This is a genomic window from Pseudomonas sp. AC463, assembly GCF_979253585.1.
Genome location: NZ_CEEDDZ010000007.1, coordinates 117,055 through 143,420, shown reverse-complemented (window position 1 = coordinate 143,420; position 26,366 = coordinate 117,055). Strand labels below are relative to the sequence as shown.

22 protein-coding genes are annotated in these 26,366 nt (G+C 62.1%); 7 read left to right on the top strand and 15 right to left on the bottom strand.

What is annotated here, in order from left to right; all coding sequences use genetic code 11:
• Positions 1-32: 32 nt before the first annotated feature.
• From cmk to mtnA, 7 genes are all read right to left on the bottom strand, one after another.
• On the bottom strand, positions 33-722 hold the full coding sequence (cmk, locus tag AC0IYH_RS10960; protein ID WP_003172653.1) for a (d)CMP kinase: 690 nt from the start codon (positions 720-722) through the stop codon (positions 33-35).
• Complete coding sequence (locus AC0IYH_RS10955) at positions 719-2,929, bottom strand: bifunctional prephenate dehydrogenase/3-phosphoshikimate 1-carboxyvinyltransferase (protein ID WP_471834424.1); 2,211 nt, start codon at positions 2,927-2,929, stop codon at positions 719-721. Before AC0IYH_RS10955 ends, cmk begins: the two co-directional genes overlap by 4 nt.
• 28 nt (positions 2,930-2,957) lie before the next feature.
• Entirely contained in the window at positions 2,958-4,070 is a 1,113-nt protein-coding gene (gene hisC / locus AC0IYH_RS10950) for a histidinol-phosphate transaminase (protein ID WP_116629548.1), read from the bottom strand.
• A gap of 9 nt (positions 4,071-4,079) precedes the next feature.
• Positions 4,080-5,174 carry a prephenate dehydratase gene (pheA, locus tag AC0IYH_RS10945; RefSeq protein WP_116629547.1) on the bottom strand — a complete coding sequence of 365 codons (1,095 nt, stop codon included), beginning with the start codon at positions 5,172-5,174 and terminating at the stop codon, positions 4,080-4,082.
• On the bottom strand, positions 5,174-6,259 hold the full coding sequence (gene serC / locus AC0IYH_RS10940) for a 3-phosphoserine/phosphohydroxythreonine transaminase (RefSeq protein ID WP_471834286.1): 1,086 nt from the start codon (positions 6,257-6,259) through the stop codon (positions 5,174-5,176). The genes pheA and serC overlap by 1 nt, the downstream gene beginning before the upstream one ends.
• 111 nt (positions 6,260-6,370) lie before the next feature.
• Positions 6,371-9,025, bottom strand: coding sequence for a DNA gyrase subunit A (gene gyrA, locus AC0IYH_RS10935; protein ID WP_116629545.1), 2,655 nt, complete (start codon positions 9,023-9,025; stop codon positions 6,371-6,373).
• A gap of 424 nt (positions 9,026-9,449) precedes the next feature.
• Positions 9,450-10,520, bottom strand: a complete 1,071-nt coding sequence (mtnA, locus tag AC0IYH_RS10930) for an S-methyl-5-thioribose-1-phosphate isomerase (protein ID WP_471834284.1) — start codon at positions 10,518-10,520, stop codon at positions 9,450-9,452.
• Between the two features lie 109 nt (positions 10,521-10,629).
• On the opposite strand from mtnA, the gene AC0IYH_RS10925 reads away from it, so the two are divergent.
• The 4 genes from AC0IYH_RS10925 (at position 10,630) to AC0IYH_RS10910 (ending at position 14,266) form a co-directional block, all read left to right on the top strand.
• A complete protein-coding gene (locus AC0IYH_RS10925) occupies positions 10,630-11,961 on the top strand; it encodes a TRZ/ATZ family hydrolase (RefSeq protein WP_471834282.1) in 1,332 nt (443 codons plus the stop codon).
• 64 nt (positions 11,962-12,025) lie between these two features.
• On the top strand, positions 12,026-12,724 hold the full coding sequence (gene ubiG, locus AC0IYH_RS10920; protein WP_116629542.1) for a bifunctional 2-polyprenyl-6-hydroxyphenol methylase/3-demethylubiquinol 3-O-methyltransferase UbiG: 699 nt from the start codon (positions 12,026-12,028) through the stop codon (positions 12,722-12,724).
• Between the two features lie 4 nt (positions 12,725-12,728).
• On the top strand, positions 12,729-13,400 hold the full coding sequence (gene mupP / locus AC0IYH_RS10915) for an N-acetylmuramic acid 6-phosphate phosphatase MupP (RefSeq protein ID WP_116629541.1): 672 nt from the start codon (positions 12,729-12,731) through the stop codon (positions 13,398-13,400).
• A gap of 125 nt (positions 13,401-13,525) precedes the next feature.
• Entirely contained in the window at positions 13,526-14,266 is a 741-nt protein-coding gene (locus AC0IYH_RS10910) for a YciK family oxidoreductase (protein WP_122773110.1), read from the top strand.
• A gap of 68 nt (positions 14,267-14,334) precedes the next feature.
• On the opposite strand, the gene AC0IYH_RS10905 is transcribed toward AC0IYH_RS10910, so the two are convergent.
• The 6 genes from AC0IYH_RS10905 to AC0IYH_RS10880 are packed head-to-tail and all read right to left on the bottom strand — an operon-like array spanning position 14,335 to position 20,499.
• Positions 14,335-15,849 (bottom strand): ABC transporter substrate-binding protein, encoded by a 1,515-nt coding sequence (locus AC0IYH_RS10905; protein ID WP_471834280.1) that lies wholly within the window; start codon positions 15,847-15,849, stop codon positions 14,335-14,337.
• Positions 15,850-15,885: 36 nt separating this feature from the next.
• On the bottom strand, positions 15,886-16,857 hold the full coding sequence (locus AC0IYH_RS10900; RefSeq protein ID WP_471834278.1) for an ABC transporter ATP-binding protein: 972 nt from the start codon (positions 16,855-16,857) through the stop codon (positions 15,886-15,888).
• Entirely contained in the window at positions 16,854-17,810 is a 957-nt protein-coding gene (locus AC0IYH_RS10895; RefSeq protein WP_471834276.1) for an ABC transporter ATP-binding protein, read from the bottom strand. The genes AC0IYH_RS10900 and AC0IYH_RS10895 overlap by 4 nt, the downstream gene beginning before the upstream one ends.
• The gene (locus tag AC0IYH_RS10890) at positions 17,807-18,664 is read right to left on the bottom strand and encodes an ABC transporter permease (protein WP_471834274.1); all 858 of its coding nucleotides are present in this window, start codon (positions 18,662-18,664) and stop codon (positions 17,807-17,809) included. The genes AC0IYH_RS10895 and AC0IYH_RS10890 overlap by 4 nt, the downstream gene beginning before the upstream one ends.
• Positions 18,661-19,608: an ABC transporter permease gene (locus AC0IYH_RS10885; protein ID WP_471834272.1), complete on the bottom strand. Its 948-nt coding sequence runs from the start codon at positions 19,606-19,608 to the stop codon at positions 18,661-18,663. Before AC0IYH_RS10885 ends, AC0IYH_RS10890 begins: the two co-directional genes overlap by 4 nt.
• A 3-nt stretch (positions 19,609-19,611) precedes the next feature.
• On the bottom strand, positions 19,612-20,499 hold the full coding sequence (locus AC0IYH_RS10880; RefSeq protein WP_471834270.1) for a proline iminopeptidase-family hydrolase: 888 nt from the start codon (positions 20,497-20,499) through the stop codon (positions 19,612-19,614).
• Between the two features lie 183 nt (positions 20,500-20,682).
• Here AC0IYH_RS10880 and AC0IYH_RS10875 point away from each other — a divergent pair, with 183 nt between their 5' ends.
• A complete protein-coding gene (locus tag AC0IYH_RS10875; protein ID WP_122773013.1) occupies positions 20,683-21,447 on the top strand; it encodes a LuxR family transcriptional regulator in 765 nt (254 codons plus the stop codon).
• A 94-nt stretch (positions 21,448-21,541) separates the two neighbouring features.
• On the top strand, positions 21,542-22,474 hold the full coding sequence (locus tag AC0IYH_RS10870; protein ID WP_471834269.1) for a proline iminopeptidase-family hydrolase: 933 nt from the start codon (positions 21,542-21,544) through the stop codon (positions 22,472-22,474).
• Between the two features lie 99 nt (positions 22,475-22,573).
• Here the strand turns inward: AC0IYH_RS10870 and AC0IYH_RS10865 are convergent, their stop codons facing one another.
• Positions 22,574-24,076 (bottom strand): nucleobase:cation symporter-2 family protein, encoded by a 1,503-nt coding sequence (locus AC0IYH_RS10865; RefSeq protein ID WP_471834267.1) that lies wholly within the window; start codon positions 24,074-24,076, stop codon positions 22,574-22,576.
• Positions 24,077-24,234: 158 nt separating this feature from the next.
• On the opposite strand from AC0IYH_RS10865, the gene AC0IYH_RS10860 reads away from it, so the two are divergent.
• Complete coding sequence (locus AC0IYH_RS10860; protein ID WP_471834266.1) at positions 24,235-25,068, top strand: nucleoside-binding protein; 834 nt, start codon at positions 24,235-24,237, stop codon at positions 25,066-25,068.
• A 69-nt stretch (positions 25,069-25,137) separates the two neighbouring features.
• On the opposite strand, the gene punC is transcribed toward AC0IYH_RS10860, so the two are convergent.
• Positions 25,138-26,316 carry a purine nucleoside transporter PunC gene (gene punC, locus AC0IYH_RS10855; protein ID WP_471834264.1) on the bottom strand — a complete coding sequence of 393 codons (1,179 nt, stop codon included), beginning with the start codon at positions 26,314-26,316 and terminating at the stop codon, positions 25,138-25,140.
• Positions 26,317-26,366: the final 50 nt, after the last annotated feature.

Here is a 26,366-nt window from a genome sequence, read left to right as displayed (position 1 = left end):
GGACTATGACTGGTCCCCTGCGGCCTTCTTGATCACCCGGCGATATCGCGAATGGCGATTTCACTCAAGATGCGTTCCAGCACCTGCTCGATGGACAACTCCGTGGAATCCAGCTGTATGGCATCAGCCGCCGGTTTGAGCGGGGCTACTGCGCGCTGGGTATCACGCTCATCGCGTGCACGGATCTCATCTAGCAGACTCGACAGACTAACACCATCGACTTTGCCCTTCAACTGCAAGTAACGGCGGCGGGCCCGCTCCTCGGCGCTGGCCGTCAGGAAAATCTTCAGCGGCGCCTCGGGAAACACCACGGTACCCATGTCGCGGCCGTCGGCCACCAGGCCCGGCGGCTCCTGAAAAGCCCGCTGGCGCTGCAGCAAAGCGTCACGCACGGCCGGCAGCGCGGCAACCTGGGAGGCCCAGGAGCCGACTTGTTCGTTGCGCAGGTCATCGGTCACGTCATCACCTTCAAGGATGATGCGCTGGGGATGACCTTCCGTCGCCCCGACGAATTGCACGTCGAGGTGCGCCGCCAGCAGCTTCAGGGACTCTTCGTTGGTCAGGTCCACGCCATGGTTACGCGCAGCAAAGGCCAGCAGTCGGTACAGCGCGCCGGAATCCAGCAGGCACCAGCCCAGGCGCTTGGCCAGGATGCCGGCGATCGTGCCTTTGCCCGAGCCGCTTGGCCCGTCGATGGTAATCACCGGTGCTTTGATATTCACAATTGAGCCTCTTGGGCAACACGGATGCCGACTTGGGCACACAGTGTAAGAAAATTCGGAAAAGACGTAGCAACATTGGCACAGTCACGGATACGAATCGGTGCTTGCGCCCGGAGGGACGCCACACTGAACGCCATGGCGATTCGATGATCACCCTGGGCATGCACTTCGCCACCGCCGATCAGGCCACCGTCAATGATAAGCCCATCGGGGGTCGGTTCACACTTCACACCCAACGCCTGCAGACCGTCGGCCATCACCTGGATACGGTCGGACTCCTTCACACGCAGCTCCTGCGCCCCACGCAACACGGTGCGCCCTTGCGCACAGGCCGCCGCGACAAACAGCACCGGAAACTCGTCAATCGCCAACGGCACCAGCACTTCGGGGATCTCGATCCCCTTCAACGCAGCAGCACGCACCCGCAGGTCTGCGACAGGTTCACCGCCGACTTCGCGCGGGTTTTCCAGGATGATATCCGCGCCCATCAGCCGCAGGATATCGATCACCCCGGTGCGGGTCGGGTTGACGCCGACATGCTCCAGCAACAGTTCGGAACCCTCGGCAATCGACGCCGCCACCAGGAAAAACGCCGACGAGGAAATATCCCCCGGCACTTCTATATGCGTGGCAGTCAGCGCATGGCCGGACTCCACCGACGCCGTCGCGCCCTCCACCGCCACCGGATAACCAAACCCACGCAGCATGCGCTCGGTATGGTCGCGGGTCGGCGCAGGCTCGGTCACGGCGGTTTTCCCTTGCGCATACAACCCGGCCAGCAGCAGGCAGGATTTGACCTGCGCGCTGGCCATCGGCATCGAATAGTTCACGCCTTTCAAAACCTGCCCGCCACGAATAGTCAGCGGCGGACGCCCTTCCGGCCCGGTTTCGATCACTGCGCCCATTTCCCGCAATGGCTTGGCCACGCGGCTCATCGGGCGCTTGGACAACGACGCATCGCCGGTCAACACGCTGTCGAAACGTTGCGCCGCCAGCAACCCGGACAGCAGGCGCATGGACGTGCCGGAGTTACCCAGGTAGATCGGCCCCGGCGCCGCTTTCAAGCCATGCAAGCCCACGCCGTGAATGGTCACGCGCCCATGGTGCGGCCCTTCAATCACCACGCCCATGTCACGAAACGCCTGCAAGGTCGCCAGGGCGTCTTCACCCTCAAGAAAACCCTCGACCTCCGTCACGCCGTCAGCCAGCGAACCGAGCATGATCGAACGATGCGAGATCGACTTGTCACCGGGCACCCGGATACGACCGCTCAAGCGGCCGCCCGGGTTGGCGAGGAAAGTCAGCTCATCGGCGTTCACGGCGGTTTCCATGTAGGCCCGGCGCGCCAGGATCTTGCTGAAATGCTCTCGCGCCACCCGCGCACGGGTGAACACGCCCAATAATTGATGGCCATCCCCGGCATCGACCGCATCGCGCAAGGCGTCGAGGTCACTGCGGAAGGTGTCCAGGGTGCGCAACACCGCTTCGCGATTGGCGAGGAAGATGTCGTGCCACATCACCGGATCACTGCCGGCAATCCGCGTGAAATCACGAAAGCCACCGGCGGCGTAACGGAAAATCTCGAGGTTTTCGTTGCGTTTGGCCAATGAGTCCACCAGGCCGAACGCCAGCAAGTGCGGCAAATGACTGGTCGCCGCCAGCACTTCGTCGTGGCGCTCAACCTGCATATGCTCCACATCCGCGCCCAGCTCGCGCCACAAGCGATCGACCACAGCCAAGGCTGCCGGGTCGGTTTGCTCAAGCGGCGTGAGGATCACTTTATGGCGGCGGAACAGTTGCGCATTGGAGGCCTCTACCCCGCTCTGCTCGGAACCGGCAATCGGATGGCCCGGCACAAAGCGCGCCGGCATGCCGCCAAAGGCCAGTTGCGCAGCGCGCACCACATTGCCCTTGGCGCTGCCGACGTCGGTGAGGATCGCCTGGCCCAGGTCCATGCCGGCTAATATCCCGAGCAATTTCTCCATGGCCAGGATCGGCACGGCGAGCTGGATCACGTCAGCGCCCTGGCACGCGAGCGCAAGGTCTGCTTCACAGCGATCCACCACGCCCAATTCCACCGCCAGCTTGCGCGATTGCGGGTCGAGGTCCACGCCCACCACCTCGCCGCACAGCCCGCTTTCACGCAGGCCTTTGGCGAAGGAGCCACCGATCAACCCCAGGCCGACCACCACCAGGCGACCGATCATAGGCACAGCAGGTTGCAATGCAGTGACATCAACCACGAGCCAGAACCTTGGCCAACGCCTCCAGGAAGCGGGCGTTTTCCGCCGGCAGGCCAATGGTGATACGCAGGTGGTTCGGCATGCCGTAGTTGGCCACCGGGCGCACGATCACGCCTTCGCGCAGCAGGCCCTGGAACACCGGCGCGGCCACTTGGCCGAGGTCGACACAGATGAAGTTGCCCTTGGAGGGAATCCAGCCAAGGCCCAGCTCGGCAAAACCTTCCTGCAATTGCAGCATGCCGCTTTCGTTGATGCGACGGCCCTGCTCCAGGTACTCGGCATCCTTCACCGCCGCACAGGCCGCCGCCAGGGCGAGGCTGTTGACGTTGAACGGTTGGCGCACGCGGTTCAGCACATCCGCCACCACGGCGGTGGACAAGCCATAACCAACGCGCAGCGACGCCAGGCCATACGCCTTGGAGAAGGTGCGCGACACCAACAGGTTCGGGTAGGCGGCCAGGAAGTCCAGGCCGTCGGGCAGGTCGCTGCCTTCGGCGTACTCGATGTAGGCCTCGTCCAGCACTACCAGCACGTGCTCGGGCACATCCTGCAGGAATTCATTCAGCGCCTGCTCGTCGAACCAGGTGCCGGTCGGGTTGTTCGGGTTGGCGATGAACACCACGCGGGTCTGGGCGTCGATGGCGGCCAGCATGGCCGGCAGGTCATGGCCCCAGTCCTTGGCCGGAATAACGCGCGCGTCAGCGCCGACGGCCTGGGTGACGATCGGGTAGACCGCAAACGCGTGCTCACTGAACACCGCGTTCAAGCCAGGCGCCAGGTAGGCACGGCCGACCAGCTCAAGAATGTCGTTGGAGCCGTTGCCCAGGGTCACCTGGTTCAGCTCGACCCGGCATTTTTCCGCCAGCAGGGACTTGAGCGCGAAGCCATTGCCGTCCGGATAACGGGTCAGCTCGGCCAGCTCTTCACGAATCGCCGCCAGCACTTTAGGGCTCGGGCCCAGCGGGTTTTCGTTGCTCGCCAGCTTGACGATCTTCGAAGGGTCCAGATTCAACTCACGCGCCAGCTCGTCCACAGGCTTGCCCGGGACGTAAGGCGACAGTTGTTGCACGCCCGGCTGCGCCAGGGCGAGGAAGTTGCCACTCATGTTAAAGCCTCACAAAACCGCTTTCGGGTAAGAGCCCAGCACCTTGAGTGCCACGGCTTCCTGACTGATTTGCTCAAGCACACCTTTAACCAGCGGGTCGCGGTGGTGGCCGACGAAGTCGATAAAGAACACGTAGGTCCATTTACCGCTGCGCGAAGGACGTGTCTCGATGCGCGTCAGGTCAATCCCGTTGTCGTGGAACGGCACCAGCAGCTCATGCAGCGCGCCGGGCTTGTTGCTCATGGAAACGATGATCGAAGTCTTGTCGTCGCCGGTCGGCGGCACTTCCTGGCTGCCGATCATCAGGAAGCGCGTGGAGTTGTCCGGGCGATCCTCGATTTTTTCGGCCAGGCGCGTCAGCCCGTACAGGCCTGCGGCCATGTCACCGGCGATGGCCGCCGAGTTCCACTCACCCTTGACCCGCTTGGCCGCCTCGGCGTTGCTGGACACCGCCACGCGCTCGACATTCGGGTAATGCGCGTCCAGCCACTTGCGGCACTGGGCCAGGGACTGGGCGTGGGAGTAGATACGGCTGATGCTGTCGGTCTTGGTGTTCTCGCCCACCAGCAGGTGGTGGTGGATGCGCAGCTCGACTTCGCCGCAGATCACCATGTCGTGCTCGAGGAAGCTGTCCAGCGTGTGGTTGACCGCGCCTTCGGTGGAGTTTTCCACCGGCACCACGCCAAAATTCACCGCACCGGCGGCCACTTCGCGGAACACTTCGTCGATCGCCGCCATCGGCTTGCTGATCACCGCGTGGCCGAAGTGCTTCATGGCCGCCGCCTGGGTGAAGGTGCCTTCCGGTCCGAGGTACGCCACTTTCAGCGGCTGCTCCAGCGCCAGGCACGAAGACATGATTTCACGGAACAACCGCGCCATCTCCTCGTTGCCCAACGGGCCCTTGTTGCGCTCCATCACGCGCTTGAGCACCTGGGCTTCACGCTCCGGCCGGTAGAATACCGGCACTTCGCCCTCAGCCAGGGACGCCATCTTCACCCGTGCGACTTCCTGGGCGCAGCGCGCACGCTCACTGATCAGCTCCAGGACTTTCTCGTCCAGGCTGTCAATGCGTACCCGCAGGGCCTTGAGTTCTTGCTCAGACATTAGCCGTGTTCCTTTTCGAACTCTGCCATGTAGGCAACCAGCGCGTTGATCGCGTGGATGTCGACAGCGTTGTAGATGGAGGCGCGCATGCCACCCACCGAGCGGTGACCCTTGAGGTTCAGCAGGCCACGCGCGTCGGCACCGGCCAGGAACGGCTTGTCCAGGCGGTCGTCGGCCAGGCGGAACGGCACGTTCATCCACGAGCGGTCGGTGAGGTTGATCGGGTTGCTGTACAGGCCGCTGGCGTCGATGAAGTCGTACAGGGTGCGCTTCTTCTCTTCGTTGAGCTTGCCCATGGCGGCCACGCCGCCCTGCTCTTTGAGCCACTCGAACACGAGGCCCGACAGGTACCAGGCGAACGCCGGCGGGGTGTTGTACATCGAGCCGTTGTCGGCCGCGACCTTGTAGTTAAGCATGGTCGGGCACAGCGAACGGGCGCGACCCAGCAGGTCTTCACGGATGATGTTGACCAGGATGCCGCTCGGGCCGATGTTCTTCTGCGCACCGGCGTAGATCATGCCGTATTTGGACACGTCGATCGGGCGCGAGAGGATGTCCGAAGACATGTCGCACACCAATGGCGCGTCGCCCACTTCCGGCACCCAGTCGAATTCCAGGCCGCCGATGGTCTCGTTGGCGACGTAGTGCACGTAGGCCGCGTCCTTCGTCAGCTTCCACTCGTTCTGACCGGGAATCGCGAAGTAATCGTAGGGCTTGGCGGTGCCGGCGACATTGACGTGACCGTAGCGCGAAGCTTCTTCAATCGCCTTCTGGCCCCAGATACCGGTGTCGATATAGTCGGCCGTGCCGTCTTCCGGCAGCAGATTCAGCGGGATCTGGGCGAACTGCTGGCTTGCGCCGCCTTGCAGGAACAACACTTTGTAATTGGAGGGGATGTCCAGCAAGTCGCGCAGGTCCTGCTCGGCCTTGGTGGCGATGGACACGAACTCATCGCTGCGATGGCTCATTTCCATCACGGAGAGGCCTTTTCCATGCCAGTCGAGGAGTTCACCCTGCGCGCGCTGCAGGACTGCTTCAGGAAGCGCCGCGGGACCGGCACAGAAGTTATAGGCTCTCTTGCTCACATCCAATCTCACTCTGATCTGGTGGGGTGGTGCAATAAACGGGTATTTCAATACTTTCCAAAGGGACAAACAACAAGGGGGCGAATCTTCATCCGCCCCCTGTGTGTCCGCTTATTCCTGCGGTTCTTCTTCGTCTGCGGCAGCGTCGAGGGTTGGCTCGTCGACGTTGTCATCGCCTGCTGCGATCACCTCGCCTTCGAACTCTTCACCTTCCAGCTCTTCGCCTTCGACTTCCGACGGCTCCTGCACACGCTCCAGGCCCACCAGTTTTTCGTCGTTGGCCAGCTTGATCAGCGTCACGCCCTGGGTGTTACGGCCCAGGCTCGAGACTTCAGCCACACGGGTACGTACCAGGGTGCCCTGGTCGGAAATCAGCATGATTTCCTCGCCATCGAGCACCTGGACCGCGCCGACCAGACGGCCGTTGCGGTCGTTGCTGACCATGGCGATCACGCCCTGGCCGCCACGCTTGTACTCCGGGAACTCGCTGATGGCGGTACGCTTGCCGTAACCACGCGCCGAAGCGGTGAGGATCTGGCTGCCCTCTTCCGGGATCAGCATCGAAATCAGCTTCTGCCCTTCCGGCAGGCGCATGCCGCGCACACCGCGGGCGGTACGGCCCATGGCGCGAACGTCGGATTCCTTGAAGCGCGTGACCTTGCCGCCGTCGGAGAACAGCATGACTTCACGCTCGCCATCGGTGATGGCCGCGCTGATCAGTACGTCGCCTTCATCCAGCTCCAGGGCGATCAGGCCCACGCTGCGTTGACGGCTGAAGGATTCCAGCGGGGTCTTCTTCACGGTGCCCTTGGCGGTGGCCATGAAGATGAAGTGACCTTCGGTGTATTCCTCGACCGGCAGCATGGTGGTGATGTATTCATCACTGTCCAGCGGCAGCAGGTTGACCAGTGGGCGACCACGGGCGGCGCGGGACGCTTCTGGAATCTCGTAGGTCTTGAGCCAGTACACCTTGCCCTTGCTGGAGAACAGCAGCAGCGTGGTGTGACTGTTGGCGACGAGCAGGTGAGCGATGTAGTCCTCATCTTTAACGCCGGTAGCCGATTTACCTTTACCGCCACGACGCTGGGCCTGGTACGCAGCCAGAGGCTGAGTCTTGGCATAGCCACCGTGGGAGATGGTCACCACGCGCTCTTCTTCCGGGATCATGTCACCCAGGGTCAGGTCGAGGCGCGCATCGAGGATTTCGGTGCGGCGCACGTCGCCGTATTCGGCGCGGATCACTTCCAGTTCTTCGCGGATCACTTCCATCAGGCGTACGGCGCTGCTGAGGATGCGGATCAACTCGCCGATCTGGTTGAGAATCTCCTGGTACTCGGCCAGCAGCTTCTCGTGCTCCAGACCGGTGAGGCGGTGCAGACGCAGTTCCAGGATGGCCTGGGCCTGTTCCGGCGACAGGAAGTACTTGCCTTCGCGCAGACCGTATTGCGGGTCCAGGGTTTCCGGACGGCAGGAGTCGGCGCCGGCACGCTCAACCATGGCCACCACGGCGCTGGATTCCCAAGGGGTGCTGATCAGCGCCTCTTTGGCTTCCGACGGGGTTGGCGAGGCTTTGATCAAGGCGATCACCGGGTCGATGTTCGACAACGCAACAGCCTGGCCTTCCAGGATGTGCCCGCGTTCGCGAGCCTTGCGCAGTTCGAATACGGTACGGCGGGTGACCACTTCGCGGCGGTGACGGACGAAGGCTTCGAGCAGATCCTTGAGGTTCAGGATGCGCGGGCGGCCGTCGATCAGGGCCACGACGTTGATACCAAACACGCTTTGCAGCTGGGTCTGGGCGTAGAGGTTGTTGAGGATCACCTCAGGCACTTCGCCACGACGCAGCTCGATCACCACGCGCATACCGTCTTTGTCGGACTCGTCGCGCAGCTCGGTGATGCCTTCGAGCTTCTTCTCTTTAACCAGCTCGGCGATCTTTTCGATCAGACGCGCCTTGTTCAACTGGTATGGCAGTTCGGTGATGACGATCTGCTGGCGGCCACCGACCTTGTCGATGTCTTCGATCATCGAACGGGCGCGCATGTAAATGCGCCCGCGACCGGTGCGGTAGGCTTCGATGATGCCGGCGCGACCGTTGATGATCGCGGCGGTCGGGAAGTCCGGACCGGGGATGTATTGCATCAGCTCATCGACGGTCAGCTCGGGGTTGTCGATAAGGGCCAGGCAACCGTCGATGACTTCACCGAGGTTGTGCGGCGGGATGTTGGTGGCCATGCCCACGGCGATACCGCTGGAGCCGTTGACCAACAGGTTGGGGATCCGGGTCGGCATGACCGCCGGGATCATTTCGGTGCCGTCGTAGTTCGGCACCCAGTCCACGGTTTCTTTGTGCAGGTCAGCCAGCAGCTCGTGCGCCAGCTTGGTCATGCGCACTTCGGTGTATCGCATGGCGGCGGCGTTGTCGCCGTCCACGGAACCGAAGTTACCCTGGCCGTCTACCAGCAGGTAGCGCAGGGAAAACGGCTGGGCCATCCGAACGATGGTGTCGTACACCGCAGTGTCGCCGTGAGGGTGATACTTACCGATCACGTCACCGACAACACGGGCAGATTTCTTGTACGGCTTGTTCCAGTCGTTACCCAGCTCGCTCATCGCGAACAGCACACGCCGGTGCACGGGCTTCAAGCCATCGCGCGCATCAGGCAGTGCCCGACCGACAATTACGCTCATCGCGTAGTCGAGGTAGGACTGTTTCAGCTCGTCTTCGATATTGACCGGGAGGATTTCTTTGGCCAGTTCGCCCATGAGAAGCCTGATTCCTTTTTCGGGTGAAACCTCGTCGCATCCATATGGGACGAACGAAGCTCGCCGCTGCCGGCAGAGTGCCTGACAACGACTTACGACAAATCAACGAGTTATGACACGGATCTGCACGTTACAGGCAACCCCTCGGGGCGGCCCTGGAAACCGCCGGATGTTATCACAATCGCCGCCACGCACCTATCCCCCTGATGCGCATGGAGGCTAGTAATTTGACGGGTGACAGGCTTGAGGGGGACGAGAGGGGCTCAGAGGTGGGGTGGTGCTGTTTTTTGAGGGTGGATCCGAGGGGTTTATTGACTTTCAGGGCCAATCGGGGGCAAGCCCCCTCCCACATTTTGACCGTGTTCACAACTCAAGTGTGGGAGGGGGCTTGCCCCCGATAGCAATCCAACAGGCACCAACACCCTCAATGCAGACGCTTACGGCACATCAACTTGGCCAGCTTGGCGGCATCGGGCCGCTCAACAATGCCCTTTTCGGTGACAATCACGTCGATCAAGTCAGCCGGGGTCACGTCAAACACCGGATTGAACGCCTGCCCCTGCAACCGTTGCCCATCAACCACCAGCAACTCACCCGCATCCCGCTCTTCCAGGGCCACGTCATCGCCCGTAGCCATCATCAGGTCCAGGGTCGAGCTGGACGCCACCACCATAAAGCGTACGCCATGGTGCATCGCACACACCGCCAACTGATAGGTGCCAATCTTGCTGATCACATCACCATTGGCCGCGATGCAATCGGCGCCGACGATCACCCAGGTCACGCCCTTGGTCTTGAGGATATGCGCGCCCGCTGAGTCAGCATTCACCGTCACCGGAATGCCGTCGCCCGCCAGCTCCCAGGCGGTGAGCCGCGAGCCTTGCAGCCACGGGCGCGTTTCATTGACGTAGACCTGCTCGACCAGGCCCTCCAGGTACGCCGCGCGAATTACCCCCAGGGCCGTGCCGACACCGCCCGTCGCCAGGGAACCGGCATTGCCGTGGGTCAGGATCGCCTGGGCATTGCCCTGATGTTTGCGAATCCGCTCAACGCCGAGCTGAGCCATGACGAGGTTGGCCTCGCGGTCACTTTCATGGATGGCGATGGCTTCGGCTTCGAGCACCGCCAGCGGGTCGGCGTGCTGTTTGACGCGGTCCAGGCGGTCGCGCATGCGTTTCAGAGCCCAGAAGAGGTAGGACGCAGTCGGTCGGGTATCGGCCAGCAGCGCGTAGTCTTCTTCCCACGCCGCCTGCCAGTCACCGCCTTCGGCGATCCGCTCACGTGCGGCCAGCACCAGGCCATACGCCGCGCTGATACCAATGGCCGGCGCACCGCGCACCACCATCGACCGAATGGCCGCAGCCACCTCTTCGACCGTGGCGCAGGCGACCCAGCGTTCCCGGGACGGCAGTGCACGCTGATCGAGCAGGTGCAGTGCGCCATCACGCCAATCGATGGCCTTCACTTTCTCCGCTGCCAACAGTCGATCGCGCATCCGTCACCCCGTACTCATCAACAAAAGCCGCCGATTATAGCGATCCGCCAGCCCGGACGCTCGGGTATACTTCGCCCTTCTTTTATAGCTGCCCAGGAAGAAGCCCGCGATGACCTCCACTGCCGCCCCGCTCGACGTGCTGCTACTGCCGACCTGGCTGGTACCTGTCGAACCCGCCGGCGTGGTGCTCAAGGAGCACGCCCTGGGCATCCGCGATGGGCGCATTGCGTTTATCGGGCCACGGGCCGCAGCCTTAAAGCTGGCCGCCAGCGAAGTGCGCGAGCTGCCGGGCATGCTGCTCAGCCCCGGCCTGATCAATGCGCACGGGCACGCGGCGATGAGCCTGTTTCGCGGCCTGGCCGATGACCTGCCGCTGATGACCTGGCTCGAGAAACACATCTGGCCCGCCGAGGCCAAATGGGTCGATGAAGCCTTCGTGCGTGATGGCACCGACCTGGCCATCGCCGAGCAGCTCAAGGGCGGCATCACCTGCTTCTCCGACATGTACTTCTACCCCAAGGTCGCCAGCGATTGCGTGCACAACAGCGGCATGCGCGCGCAGATCGCGATTCCGATCCTCGACTTCCCGATCCCCGGCGCCAGCACCGCCGATGAGGCGATTCGCCAGGGCATCGAGCTGTTCGGCGACCTCAAGCACCACCCGCGCATCAAGATCACCTTCGGCCCCCACGCGCCCTACACCGTGTGCGACGCCAACCTGGAAAAAATCCGCGTGATCGCCGAAGAGCTGGACGCGGCGATCCATATGCACGTGCACGAAACCGCCTTCGAGGTCCAACAGGCCGTCGAGCAGACCGGCGAGCGGCCATTGGCGCGCCTGGGTCGCCTCGGGCTGCTGGGCCCACGCTTCCAGGCCGTCCATATGACCAAAATCAGCGAGGATGACCTGGCTTTGCTGGTAGAAAGCAACACCAGCGTGATCCATTGCCCGGAATCCAACCTGAAACTGGCCAGTGGCTTCTGCCCGGTGGAGCGCCTGTGGCAGGCTGGGGTCAATGTGGCCATCGGCACCGACGGCGCCGCCAGTAACAATGACCTCGATCTGCTGGGCGAAACCCGCACCGCCGCGATGCTGGCCAAGGCCGTCGCCGGTTCGGCCACCGCCCTGGATGCCCACCGTGCCCTGCGCATGGCTACGCTCAACGGTGCACGCGCCATGGGCCTGGAAAGCGAAATCGGCTCGCTGGAAGTCGGTAAGGCGGCGGATATAGTCGCGTTCGATCTTTCCGGGCTGGCGCAACAACCGATCTACGATCCGGTCTCACAGCTTATATACGCCACCGGACGCGATTGCGTGAAACACCTTTGGGTCGCCGGCAAACAGTTGCTCGACGACCGGCAATTGACCCGCATGGATGAGCAACAGTTGACCGCCACGGCCATTGCGTGGGGCCAACGCATCAGCGGGCACAGCGAATAACGACGCTGTTGAGCCCTCGGGCTCAGCACCGACACACCGATTTATCAGATTTAGAGGATTCACCATGAGCAACGTCGACCACGCCGAAATCGCCAAATTCGAAGCCCTGGCTCACCGCTGGTGGGACCGCGAAAGCGAGTTCAAACCCCTGCACGACATCAACCCGCTGCGGGTCAACTGGATTGACGAACGCGTCAACCTGGCCGGCAAAAAGGTGCTGGACGTCGGTTGCGGCGGCGGCATCCTCAGCGAAGCGATGGCCCAGCGCGGAGCTACCGTGATGGGCATCGACATGGGCGAAGCGCCGCTGGCCGTGGCCCAGCTGCACCAGCTGGAATCCGGCGTGAACGTGGAATACCGCCAGATCACTGCCGAAGACCTGGCCGAAGAAATGCCGGAACAGTTCGACGTGGTCACCTGCCTGGAAATGCTCGAACACGTGCCGGACCCGTCCTCGGTGATCCGCGCGTGCTTCCGTATGGTCAAGCCGGGCGGCCAGGTGTTCTTCTCGACCATCAACCGCAACCCCAAGGCGTACCTGTTCGCGATCATCGGCGCCGAATACATCATGAAGCTGCTGCCGCGCGGCACCCACGATTTCAAGAAATTCATCCGTCCGTCCGAGCTGGGCGCCTGGAGCCGCCAGGCCGGGCTCAGCGTAAAAGACATCATCGGCCTGACCTACAACCCGCTGACCAAGCACTACAAGCTGGCCAGCGACGTTGACGTCAACTACATGATCCAGACCCTGCGCGAGGAGTGAGCCTGTGAAGTTGCGAGCAGTTCTCTTCGACATGGACGGCACCCTGCTGGACACCGCGCCGGACTTTATCGCCATCTGCCAGGCCATGCGCACCGACCGTGGCCTGGAGCCGATCAACCCGCAGCACATCCGCGATGAAATCTCCGGCGGTGCGAAGGCGATGGTCGCCGTGACCTTTTCGATGGACCCGGAGTCGCCGGGCTTCGAGGAACTGCGCCAGGAATTCCTCGAGCGCTACCTCAAGGGCTGTGCGGTGCACAGCAAACTGTTCGACGGCATGGCCGAGCTGCTGGAAGACATCGAGAAGGCCAAGCTGGTGTGGGGCGTGGTCACCAACAAGCCGCTGCGGTTTGCCGAACCGATCATGCAGCAGTTGGGCCTGGCTGAGCGCTCGGCGCTGCTGATCTGCCCGGACCACGTGACCAACAGCAAGCCCGACCCGGAGCCAATGATCCTGGCGTGCAAGATGCTCGACCTGGACCCGGCCAGCGTGCTGTTCGTGGGCGACGATTTGCGTGATATCGAATCCGGCCGCGACGCCGGCACCCGCACGGCGGCGGTGACCTATGGCTATATCCACCCGGACGACAACCCCCGCCATTGGGGCGCGGATGTGGTGGTGGATCACCCGCTGGAGCTGCGCAAGGTGCTGGATAACGCGTTGTGCAGCTGCTGATTGCTCACCGGCTCTACTGACTGATGAAAATACAATGTGGGAGGGGGCTTGCCCCCTCCCACATTGGATCTTCACTGCACTCAAGATTGGTGTTTGCAACCTACTGAATTCTGTCGAGGATGTTTATGTTTGATTACTCCGCACGTCCAGAACTGCTCAAAGGCCGGGTCATCCTGGTGACCGGTGCCGGTCGCGGGATTGGCGCGGCGGCGGCAAAAACCTATGCCGCCCATGGCGCCACCGTGCTATTGCTGGGCAAGACCGAAGCCAACCTGGCCCAGGTGTATGACGAAATCGAAGCGGCCGGCCATCCTCAGCCGGTGGTGATCCCGTTCAACCTGGAGACCGCCCTGCCCCATCAATACGATGAGCTGGCGGCGATGATCGAAAAGGCCTTCGGCCACCTCGACGGCCTGCTGCACAACGCCTCGATCATCGGCCCACGCACGCCGATCGAGCAGTTGTCGGGCGAGAATTTCATGCGGGTGATGCACGTGAACGTCAACGCGATGTTCATGCTGACCAGCACGCTGCTGCCGCTGCTGAAACTGTCCCAGGATGCGTCGGTGGTGTTTACCTCCAGCAGCGTCGGGCGCAAGGGTCGGGCGTATTGGGGGGCTTACGGGGTGTCGAAGTTTGCCACTGAAGGCCTGATGCAGACGCTGGCCGACGAGCTGGACACGGTGGCGCCGGTACGCGCCAACAGCATCAACCCGGGTGCCACACGCACCAGCATGCGGGCCCAGGCGTATCCGGGGGAAAACCCGGCGGACAACCCGACGCCTGAGGAGATCATGCCGGTGTATCTGTACCTGATGGGGCCGGACAGCAGCGGCATCAATGGCCAGGCGTTTGATGCGCAGTAACCCCTGACACGATAGAGATCAAATGTGGGAGGGGGCTTGCCCCCTCCCACATTGTTTAGTGGTGTTCTTTAGTTTTTCACCACTTCCTCAAGGGTGAAACGCCCCAGCGGGTTTTGCAGGAAGTTGCTCACATTCTTGCGTGAGATGTTGATGTACGGGCTGTAGTACAGGTCAATCCAGTTCACGTCCTGTTTCGCCAGTTTCTGCAATTCCACATACATCTGCTCACGCTTGACCGGGTCGGCCTCGATGCGTGCTGCTGTTACCAGCTCCTTGACCTTGTCGTTCTTGTAACGGGTCATGTAGTTCTGGTTGGTGTCGTGGCCCAGCACGAAGGTGGTTTTCTGGTCCGGATCGAGGATGTCGTTGGTCCAGTACATCACCGAAATATCGTACTCACCGTCCACCAGCATCTGCCAGCTTTGGGTCGGGTCGACTTTCTGCAGGTTGGCCGTTACGCCGACCTTGGCCAACTGGTCCTTGATGATCACCGCAATCTGCTCGTCGGCTTCGTTGCCGGCGTTGACCACGTAATTGAGCTTCAAGTCCTTGGCGCCGGCCTGCTCCAGCAGCTTCTTGGCGGCGGTCGGGTCATACGGGCGTTGCAGGTTGTTGGCGTAGTGGTACAGCGAGCCCTTGGGGATGTAGGAATAGGCCACGGTGCCCTGCCCGTAAGTGGCGGTCTTGACCAGCGATTGCTTGTCGATCGCCATGTCCAGCGCCTGGCGCACTTCCGGCTTGGCCAGCAGGCCGTGTTCGTGGTTGATCAGCAGGTGATCTTCACGGGTGGACGGGTCGGAGTGGATCACCACGTTCTTGTCTTTCTTCAGCTCTTCAACCCGCGAGAACGGTACGAAGATCGCCGTGTCCAGTTCGTTGTTCTGCACCATGCGCATGCGCGTGTTGTCGTCGGTCACCGAAACCCATTCCACGCCATCCAGGCTGACCTTCTTGGCCTGCCAGAACTGCGGGTTTTTCTTCAGGATCACGCGGTCGCCCTTGCGCCACTCCTCCACGGTAAATGCGCCGGAGGTCACCGGGTTTTCCGAATAGGCATCCTCGCCCATTTTGGTCATGGCTTTTTCCGACAGGATCGACACCGTTGGCGACGCCAATTGCGAGAGGAAGGCTACGGCTGGCGTCTTGAGGGTGACCACCAGGGTTTTCGCGTCCGCGGCCTTGGCAGTGTTGATCAGGTTGAACGGGTCGGCCCACAGCGAGGCTTTGTTGTCGCGGATGCGCAACAGGCTGAACGCCGCGTCGTCGGCGGTGATCGCCGAGCCATCGGAGAATTTCGCGTCGCGCAGCTTGAAGGTGTAGGTCAGGCCGTCCTTGGAAATCTCCCAGCTTTCAGCCAGGCCCGGCTCCATCTTGGTACCGAGGTTGTCCACGCGCACCAGGGTGTCGTAGACGTTGGCGAACACCCAGGTGTCGCGGTTCTGCGCGCTTTTGATCGGGTCAAACGTGGTGCTGTCTTCACGGCAGCCGATGGTCAGGACGCCGGCGGCCTGGGCGAAGCCGGCGGTCAGGGACCACGCGGTCAACGTCGCGGCGGCGAGCAACTTCAAGTGGCGCGATTGCATGTCATAACTCCTTGTTTATAGACGGCAGGGGATGGGTTAAAGCAAAGGTTCTTCAAGCACGCAACTGTATCGATGCTCGTGCAGGAAATGGGTCGGCGGCAACACCTCGGCACACATGGCCCGCGCATGTCGGCAACGCGGGTGAAAGGCGCAGCCTGTAGGCAAATTCAGTGGGCTCGGTGGCTCACCGGGTAGAGGCTCTGTAGGCAAAGGCCGATGCGGATCAATCTCGGGAATCGCCTGGATCAGCGCCGCTGTATACGGATGGCGCGGCGCGGTAAACACCGCTTCCACCGGGCCTTCTTCGACGATCTTGCCCAGGTACATCACCGCCACGCGGTCGCACAGGCGCCGCACGATGGCCAGGTCATGGGCGATAAACAGGATCGCCAGGTTCATGCGCTGTTGCAGCTCCAGCAGCAGGTTGATGATCTGGCCCTGGATCGACACATCCAGCGCCGCCACACATTCGTCGGCAATGATCAGGCGCGGCTCCACCGCCAGCGCGCGGGCGATCCCCACGCGCTGGCACTGGCCGCCGCTGAGGGAACCGGGTTTGCGGCTCGCCAGTTCGGGGCGCAGGCCGACCAGGTCGAGCAGTTCATTGACCCGCGCCGGGATCCGTTCAGGACTGACCTTGCGCTGCACGCGCAACACCTCGGCGAGGGTTTCGCCGATGGTGTGGCGCGGGTTCAGCGCGGCGTACGGGTCCTGGAAGATCATCGCGGTTTCATGCCGCAGGCGGCTGATGTCGATGGCGCTGCCGTGGGCCATGTCGATGCCGTCGAACAACACCTGCCCGGCGCTGATCGGATTGAGGTGCAAAATCGCCCGGCCCAGGGTGCTTTTGCCGCTGCCGGACTCACCGACCAGGCCCAGGGTTTCGCCTGCGGCCAGGTTCAGCGAGACGCCGTTTACCGCCCTCACCCACTGTTTGTTCAAACCGAACAGGCCGGTGCCGGAGGCGGCAAATTTCACCTCAAGGTCCTTGATCTGCAACAGGCTCATGGCTGCACTCCCAAAGGGTAATGACAGGCGACGCGCGCGCCTTGGGGCAGCACCTCGGTGCACAACGCGCCGACCTGCGGGCAGCGCGGGTTGAAGCGGCAGCCGGCGGGCAGCGCATCCAGCAACGGCGGCTGGCCGGGGATGGTGCGCAGCAACGCATGCCCACTGCTGTGGGCCGGCTGGCAGTCGATCAGACCGGCGGTGTACGGGTGCTGCGGATGGGCCAGCAGCTCGTATTTGCTGCCGTGTTCGCACAGGCGTCCGGCGTACATCACCGCGATGGAATCGCAGGTCTGCGCCACCACGCCAAGGTCGTGGGTGATCATGATGATCGCCAGGCCGCGCTGGTCGCGCAGGTCCAGCAGCAGGCGCAGGATTTGCGCCTGCACGGTCACATCCAGGGCCGTGGTCGGCTCGTCGGCGATCAGCACTTTGGGGTTGCAGCCCAGGGCCACGGCGATCATCGCGCGCTGGCGCATGCCGCCGGAAAACTCGTGGGGGTAGTTGTCGACCCGCGCCTGGGGGTCGGGAATTCCGACCTGACGCAGCACCTCGATGGCCCGGCGGCGCGCGTCCTTTTTCGACGCGCCCTGGTGCAGGCGGATGCCCTCGGCGATCTGCTCGCCGATGCGCATCAAGGGGTCGAGGTGGCTGCTGGGGTTCTGGAAAATCATGCCCAGTTGCCCGCCGCGCACCGCACGCATGCCGGCATCATCCAGTTGCAATAAATCCGTTCCGACCAGGTGTACTGCACCGCCCTGCACCCGCAGGCTCGGCGACGGTAGCAAACGCATCAGGCCACGACAGGCCATGGTCTTGCCCGAACCGCTCTCGCCGACCAGGCCGAGGATTTCGCCTTCGGCCAGGTCAAAAGACACGCGGTCCACCAGGGTCACATCGCGCCCGGTGTTGTTGGCAATCACGCTCAGGTCCCGGACCTGCAGCAGGCTCATGTGCGATCCCCCAGCACTTGCGCCACACCATCGGCCAACAGGCTGAAGCCCATGGCCAGGGTCACAATGGCCAGGCCCGGGAAGGTGCAGATCCACCAGGCGGTGGTGATAAAGGCCTGCCCTTCGGCGACCATCGTGCCCCACTCGGCGGTCGGCGGTTGCACGCCCAGGCCCAGGTAGCTCACGGCGGCGCCGTTGAGCAGCACCAGCACCGCGTCCGACATGGAAAACACAATCGAACCGAACATGGCGTTGGGCAACAGATGCCGAAACAGAATGCGCCCATGGCCAAAGCCCAGGCTCTTGGCGGCCAGGGCAAATTCGCTTTCCTTGAGTACCAGGATCTGCGAGCGGATCAGCCGCGCGTACGACACCCAACCCACCAGCGCCATGGCGATATAAAAGCTCTTCAGGCCCGGGCCGAGGATGGCCATGATCGCCAGCATCAACACCAGGAACGGGAACGCCAGGATCACGTCGATCACGCGCATGCAGAAGCTGTCGAAACGCCCGCCGATATAGCCGGACACCGCGCCGACAAAGGTGCCGATCATGAACGGGAAAATCACCCCGACCACGGCCAGTTGCAGGTCGATCCGTGCGCCCCAGATCACCCTCGACAGAATGTCTCGCCCATAGTTATCCGTACCGAATGGATGGGCGAGGCTCGGGGCGAGCAAGCTGAAATCGGTGTTCTGTGCAATCGGGTCATAGGGCGCGAGCCACGGCGCAAACAGCGCCAGGGCCAGCCAGATGAGCAATATCAGCAAACCCCACGCGGCAGTCAGGCGACCATTGCGAAAACCAAAGCGCAGGCGCAAGCGCCACGGGGCAATCAGGGGGCGGCTGCTCATTGCATCTTCACCCTGGGGTCGAGGGCCACGGTCGCCACGTCGGCAAGGAAGTTGACCACCACCGTCGCGCAGGCCAGCACCATCGCCACGCCCTGCACCACCATGTAGTCGCGGGTAAAAATGCCGCGCACCAGCAGTTGGCCGATGCCGGGGATGGCGAACAGGCTTTCGATCACCACCGTGCCGCTGATCAACCAGCCGATATTCACCGCCAGCAGGTTGACCGCCGGCACCAGCGAGTTGGGCAATACATGGCGTCGGAACACGGCCGCTTCCGACAGCCCGCGCGCCCGGGCAGCGGTCACATGGTCGGCCTGTAATTCCATCAACATGCTGGCCCGCAGGTTGCGCACCAGCACCGCCGACAGCGCCAGGGCGATGGTCAGGCACGGCAAGACCATGTGATGAGCCTTGTCCAGCCAGGTGCGCCCGTAGCCCGACACCGGGAACAGCCCCCACTGCACACTCAGCAGCAGGATCAGCATCAAGCCCAGCCAGAACGCGGGCATGCCCAGGCCCACGGTGGTGAACACGCGGATCAGGTTGTCTGCCCAGCCGCCTTTATTGCGCGCCGCCACCTTGGCCAGCGGCACCGCGATCAGCAGCGCGAGCACCACGCTGCCGAGCACCAGCACCAGGGTCGGTTCGATACGCGTGACAATCAGCTTCAGCGCATCGACCTTGTACAGCAGCGACTGGCCGAGGTCGCCCTTGAGCAGGTTTTTCAGAAAGTAGAAATATTGCAGCCACAACGGCTGGTCGAGGCCGTACTGGGCGCGGATTTTCAGCAAGGCGTCGGGCGTGCTGCGAGAGCCCAGCAGCGCGCGTGCCGGATCGCCGGGGATCGAGCGCACCAGCACAAAGGTAATCAGGCTGATGCCAAACAGCACCGGCAGCAATTGCAGCGGCCGGGACAGGACAAAACGGTAGCGCGCCAGGTTCATCCGTCAGCCTCGGTGGCGAGCAAGGAAGTCGAGCAGCACCGGAAAATACGCCTGGGGTTCTTCATAGAACGGCATATGGCTGCTGTTGGGGAATACATGTAACTCGGCGTGTTTGGCCGCCATCTTCATGCGCATGGCGCAGGCAGGGGTGAGTTCGTCGTGCTGGCCGGTGGTTATAAGCATCGGCATGTTGAACGCGGCCATCTCGGGGATGCGGTTCCAGTCCTTGAGGTTGCCGACGTAGAGGAATTCATTGGGGCCTTGCATGGTTTCGTAAGGGCCCATGTTCCAGTCGCCGAGGGAGCGTTTGACCGGTTCGGGCCATTCGTCCAGGCGGCACACGTGGCGATAGTTGAGCAAGGTGATCGCGGCCTGGTACTGCGGGTGGTCGAGGGTGCCCAGGGCTTCGTGACGTTGCATCATGGCCACGGTTTCGCTGCCGAGGGCGCCGCGCAGGCGTTCGAGCTCCTGGGACAGGTGTGGAATATCGCCCACGGTGTTTTCCAGGATCAGGCTTTTCAGCGCATCGGGATAGTGGATGGCGTATTCGATGCCCAGCCAGCCGCCCCAGGAATGCCCAAGCAAATGCACGCGGCCAAGGCCCAGGGTTTGCCGCACGGTTTCGACTTCTTCGACATAACGGGAAATTTCCCACAAGGAAACGTCGGTTGGTCTGGCAGAAGCGCCAGTGCCAAGCTGGTCGAATGCAACCACTCGCAGGTTATGGTCTTTGAGCCAGCCATGGGCGTCGCGCAAGTAGTCACACGGCAGGCCGGGCCCGCCGTTGAGGCACAACAGCACCTCATCGCCGTCGCCAAAGCTGTAGACCACGAGGTTATGGCCGTCGACTTGCACGTTGTACTGCTGGTCGGGGGCAATTTCACGCCACATGCATACATTCCTTGTGTTGTATCGGCCTGGCAGGTAGCGGCCGTTTATCAGGCCAACACTACCGAGGATGCCGTGCGTCCATAACCTAGCAGTTCTTATAGGTTTGGCCTGGCAGTCCTTCGCCGGGGCGTGGCATTCTACTTGCAGCAAGTCGAGATTCAAATGAATTCGGGAGCAGAACGGATGCTGGCCAAGCTAACTGCCTTCAACAATCGTCTGATGCCGGGCAGGAGCCTGGATGAGCAGATGGACAACAGTTTCATCCTCGCCCAGCAGTTGGGCTTCGATGCACTGGTGTATGACTACACCCCGGTACCCATCGACCAGGACGGTGCATTGATCACCCCCTCGGTGCTGGAATTGCGCAACACCCCGCCCGACTGGCACGCGTTGTGGTGCAGCAAAGGCTATTACCAGATCGATCCGGTGCAACACCTGGCCCTGAGCACGGTGTCACCGTTTGTGTGGTCCTACGAGGCCAAGGCCGATACCGCCCTGCAAAAGATCATCGACCCGTGCCATGCCCCCGTTTCGTCCTACCTGCACGACCAGCAACTGACTTGCGGCGTGAGCGTGCCGATGCATTTGCCCCGTGGCGGCTTCGCGTCGCTGACGGGCCTGCGTACCGGCAAAGCAAGCTCCGTGTTGCGGGATGCGCAGAAGACCTTGTCGGAATTCAGCCTGATTTCCCACGCCTTGCAGGAAGCGGCCTACCCGTTGTTCAGCAAAGAGCTACGCACCTACCCGCATATCCACCTGACCAAACGCGAACGCGAGTGCCTCAAATGGGCAGCCGACGGCCTGACCGCGGCTGAAATTGCCACGCAATTGAGCCGCTCGCTGGCGGTGGTGACCCTGCACCTGGCTTCGGCGATGCACAAGCTGGGGGCCAGGAACCGCGTGCAGGCGGTGGTTCGCGCCACCCATTACCGGCTGCTCGAAGACTGACGCTCGGCAAAAAACCTAGCTGTTTTGCTAGTTACCTGAATGTCGTGCGCGGTTTATCGTAGCCCTGATCCTTTTTTTCAGAGCAGGGTACGAAATGGAATTCATTGAAAAAATCCGCGAAGGGTATGCGGCGTTTGGCGACTACCAGACCTGGTACCGTGTGACCGGTGACCTCTCGAGCGGCCGCACCCCATTAGTGGTTATCCACGGCGGCCCCGGTTGCACCCACGACTATGTCGACGCATTCAAGGACGTCGCCGCCAGCGGCCACGCAGTGATCCACTACGACCAACTGGGCAACGGCCGCTCCACTCACCTGCCCGACCAAGGCCCGTCCTTCTGGACGGTCGAGCTGTTCCTCAAAGAGCTGGATAACCTGCTGGACCACCTGCAGATCAGCGATAACTACGCGATCCTCGGCCAGTCCTGGGGCGGCATGCTCGGCAGTGAACACGCGATTCTGCAACCCAAGGGCCTGCGCGCGTTCATCCCGGCCAACTCGCCGACGTGCATGCGTACCTGGGTCAGCGAAGCCAACCGGCTGCGCAAGTTATTGCCCGAAGGCGTGCATGAAACCCTGCTCAAGCATGAGGCCGCCGGCACTTACCAGGACCCGGAATACCTGGCCGCCTCACGGGTGTTCTATGACCACCATGTGTGCCGCGTGAACCCGTGGCCGGAAGAAGTGGCGCGCACCTTCGCCCAGGTTGATGCGGACCCGACCGTGTACCACGCCATGAGCGGCCCGACCGAATTCCATGTGATCGGCAGCTTGAAGGACTGGCAATCGATTGGCCGTCTGTCGGCGATCAACGTGCCGACCCTGGTGATTTCCGGCCGGCATGACGAGGCGACGCCGCTGGTGGTCAAGCCGTTCCTGGAGGAAATCGCCGATGTGCGCTGGGCGCTGTTTGAAGACTCCAGCCACATGCCCCATGTGGAAGAACGCCAGGCGTGCATGGGGACTGTGGTGAAGTTTCTGGATGAGGTGTGTTCGGTGCCTTACAGAGAACTCAAGGCCGGCTGAGTTCAAATGTGGGAGGGGGCTTGCCCCCGATGAGGGTGTGTCAGTTGATAAATCTGTTACTGACCCACCGCCATCGGGGGCAAGCCCCCTCCCACATTTTTAGACCTCCGTGGTTTCAGGTTTTGCGGTGTGCTTCGGCACCTCCGCCACCAACGGAATCTCCCTGCCCTCGGCATCAAACAACTTGCCGCCCTTGAAGTAATCCCCATCCCGCAGCTCCGACACATCGCGAAAGCACAAGCTGCGCTCGGTCCCCGCGACAAACACTGACTGCTGGTCCGAGTTACCCGCGGTGAAATGGTTGAAAGCCAGGTTCAGCAATATCGCCATGATCGCCGACGAACTGATGCCCGAGTGGAAAATGGTCGCGAACCAGCTGGGGAACTGATCATAGAAGCTTGGTGCGGCGATGGGGATCATGCCGAAACCAATGGAAGTGGCGACGATGATCAAGTTCATGTTGTTGCGGTAATCCACCTTGGACAAAGTGCGAATACCACTGGCGGCCACCGTACCAAACAGCACAATCCCGGCACCGCCGAGCACCGAGGTCGGCACTGCGGCAATCACCCGGCCCATGAAGGGCAGCAGGCCGAGGATCACCAGAAACAGCCCGCCAGTGGCCACTACAAAGCGGCTCTTCACCCCGGTGACCGCCACCAGGCCGACGTTCTGGGCAAACGCGCTTTGGGTAAACGAACCGAAGATCGGCGCGAACATGCTCGACAGCATATCGGCGCGCAGGCCGTTGCCCAGGCGTTTGGAGTCGACCTTGGTGTCGATGATTTCACCCACGGCCAGGATATCCGCCGAGGTTTCCACCAGGGTCACCATCACCACGATGCACATCGAAATGATTGCCGCGATATGGAAGGTCGGCATGCCGAAATGGAACGGCGTGGGGAAACCGAACATCGGCCCTTGGGCAACGCCGGAGAAGTCGGCCATACCCAGCAACACCGCAATCACGGTGCCGATCACCATCGCCAGCAGGATCGACAGGCGCGAGATGGTCGCGCTGCCGATCTTGCTCAATAGCAGCACCAGCACCAGGGTCAGCGCCGCCAGGCCAATATTGGGCATGCTGCCGAAATCCGCCGCGCGGCTATTGCCGCCCATGGCCCAGCGCGCGGCGACGGGCATCAGGGTCAGGCCGATGGTGGTGATTACGATGCCGGTGACCAACGGCGGGAAAAACTTGGTAATCCGCGAAAATATCGGCGTGATCAGTAATCCGATCAACGACGCGGCCATCACCGCCCCAAGAATCGCCGGCACCCCGCCAGCGCCGTTGCTGCCGACAATCGCCACCATGGTTGCCACACCGGCAAACGACACGCCCTGCACCAGCGGCAACTGACAGCCGAAAAACGGCAGGCCCAGAGTTTGCAACAGCGTGGCCAAGCCCCCGGCAAACAGCGACGCGGCGATCAACAGGCCGATATCCGCCGGCGACAACCCGGCGGCCTGGCCGACGATCAACGGTACCGCGACGATGCCGCCGTACATGGTGAGCACATGCTGCAGGCCATAAGCCATGTTGGCGGCGACGCCGAGATTCTCATCTTCTGGCCGCTGCGGTGACGCCTTCGGGATAGTCATGGTGAGGGGTTCTCTGTTTTTGTTGTGCGGCCACTGTATGCAATGTAAGGACTAGATGTCCATAGAGTTGTATACAATCAATCGAACAAGATACCCTTCGTCGGCGTTACAAAAATAATCCGGCCGTGATGAGCCAGAACGCCAAAGGACCTAGAACAATGAAAAAGGCATTACAGGGCGCAACCGTCGCACTCACCCTCCTCGGCGGCGGGGAGGCTGTCGCGGTGGAATGGATGAACAACAGCCTGGGGTTCCGCTACGGCCAGCAGTTCACCAACCCGAATAACCCCGACGATTTCAGCAAGCGCATCTACAGCTTCACCCACGCCAGCGGCTACCGTTACGGCAGCAATTTCCTCAACCTGGATGTGTTCCTGTCCGACAGCCGCGACCCGCGCAAGGGCACCGATCACGGTGGCAGCGAGGTGTACGCGGTGTACCGCCATCAGCTCTACGCATCACGGGTATTCGACGTACCGCTGGGCACCGGGCTGATCAAGGATTACGCGCTGACCCTGGGCTTCGACGCCAATCGCAACAACAACTTCGCCTCGGCGAAAAAGCGCGCGCTGGTGATCGGGCCGACGTTGAAGTTCAACACCGTCGGGGTACTGGATTTGAGCCTGATGTACTACAAGGAACGCAACCACACCGGCATCCCCGGCGCGCAGGAGTCAGACCACACGTTTGATGACACCTACATGCTCAACCTGACGTGGATGCGCCCGTTCGAGATCGCCAATCACGGGGCGAAATTCCAGGGGTTTATCAACTATGTCGGGGAAAAAGGCGAGGACTACCACGGCCGTGATACGGCACCGGAAGCCCTGATGCGCACGGCGCTGATGGTTGCGGTGCGACCGGGGAAGAGCGTGAAGCCGAACCTGTATCTGGGGGTGGGTTATGAATATTGGCACAACAAGTTCGGGGTGGATGGGGGGCGGGGGACTCGGACCTCTACGCCAACGCTGAATATGGAAGTCACCTTCTAAGCCCTGAAGAAACGCGGTCAAAATGTGGGAGGGGCAAGCCCCCTCCGACATTTGGATTGCATTATCAAGTTAAGCGCTTGCGAGCTCTGAATCATTCACCTTGGGCCGCGCCAGCCAGTACCCCAACACCGCCAACGGCGCGGTCGCCAGCATTACAATCACAGTGATCAGCAACGGCTGCTCAAGCATCGACGACACCAGCAAACTGCTGAGAAAGCACAACCCCAGTTGCAGGGTGTTTTGCAGCGCCGCCGCCTTGCCGGAATTTTCCGCAAACGGCATCAGTGCATTCGCCACCACAATCGGGTAGCTGGCGCCATTGACCAGTGCCATCAGGCAGAACGGAATCAGCAAGGTGGTCAGGGTCGGCACGGTCAAGGTCGCCACCAGGTACAACGCCACCATGCTGATGCAGTACGCCAACAGCAACCACGGCAACAGCGTCTTGCCCTGGAAATGCTGCAGGGCGCTGCGGCAGCTGTAGCCACCGATCAGGAACGCCAGGGTGGGCAGCACATAGCTCAGGCCGATGTCATTGGGGCTGTAACCCATGTCGCCAAGGATGAAAGGCGACGCGGTGAGCCAGGCAAAGAAACTCGCCGAACACGCGGCGAAGATCATCACGTTGCCGGTGAACACCCGGGAGGTGAGCAGTTGCCCATAACCCAGGCGTGCAGGCGCTTGCGTAGGGTTTTTCGGCACGGGGCGCAGGAACAAGGTCGGCAACAGCAACAGCAGCGACACACCCAGCAATACGCCGAAGATCGCCTGCCAGCCAAAGTGATTCAACACCATCGCCCCCAGCAGCGGCGCCAGTGCCGGCGACAACGACATCAGCGGCATGATGCTGGCGAACACGCGGTGCGCCTTGTCGGCGGGGTAGCGGTCGATCACCAGCGCCTGCCAGCTCACGGCGGCGGAGCACACGCCAATCGCCTGCATAAAGCGCAGCGCCAGCAACTGCGGCGCCGTCTCGACCCAGAACATCCCCGCGCAGCCCAGCACAAACAGGCCAAGGCCCGCGAGCAGGATCGGCTTGCGGCCGAGCCGGTCGGACAACGGCCCCCACAACAACTGCCCCACCGCAAAGCCGGCGAGGAAAATACTCAAGCTGGCGCCCACCGCGCCCGCGCCAATCTGCAGTTGCTCGCCCATGGCGCCGAAGGCCGGCAAGTACATATCCATGGCCAGATAACCGAGCATGCTCAGCCCCGCCAGGTACCAGGTGAAACCAAAAGAATTTTTCATTGAAGCCTTGTAGAACCTGCCATCAAACTATTTGCTGACTGGCGCCCATT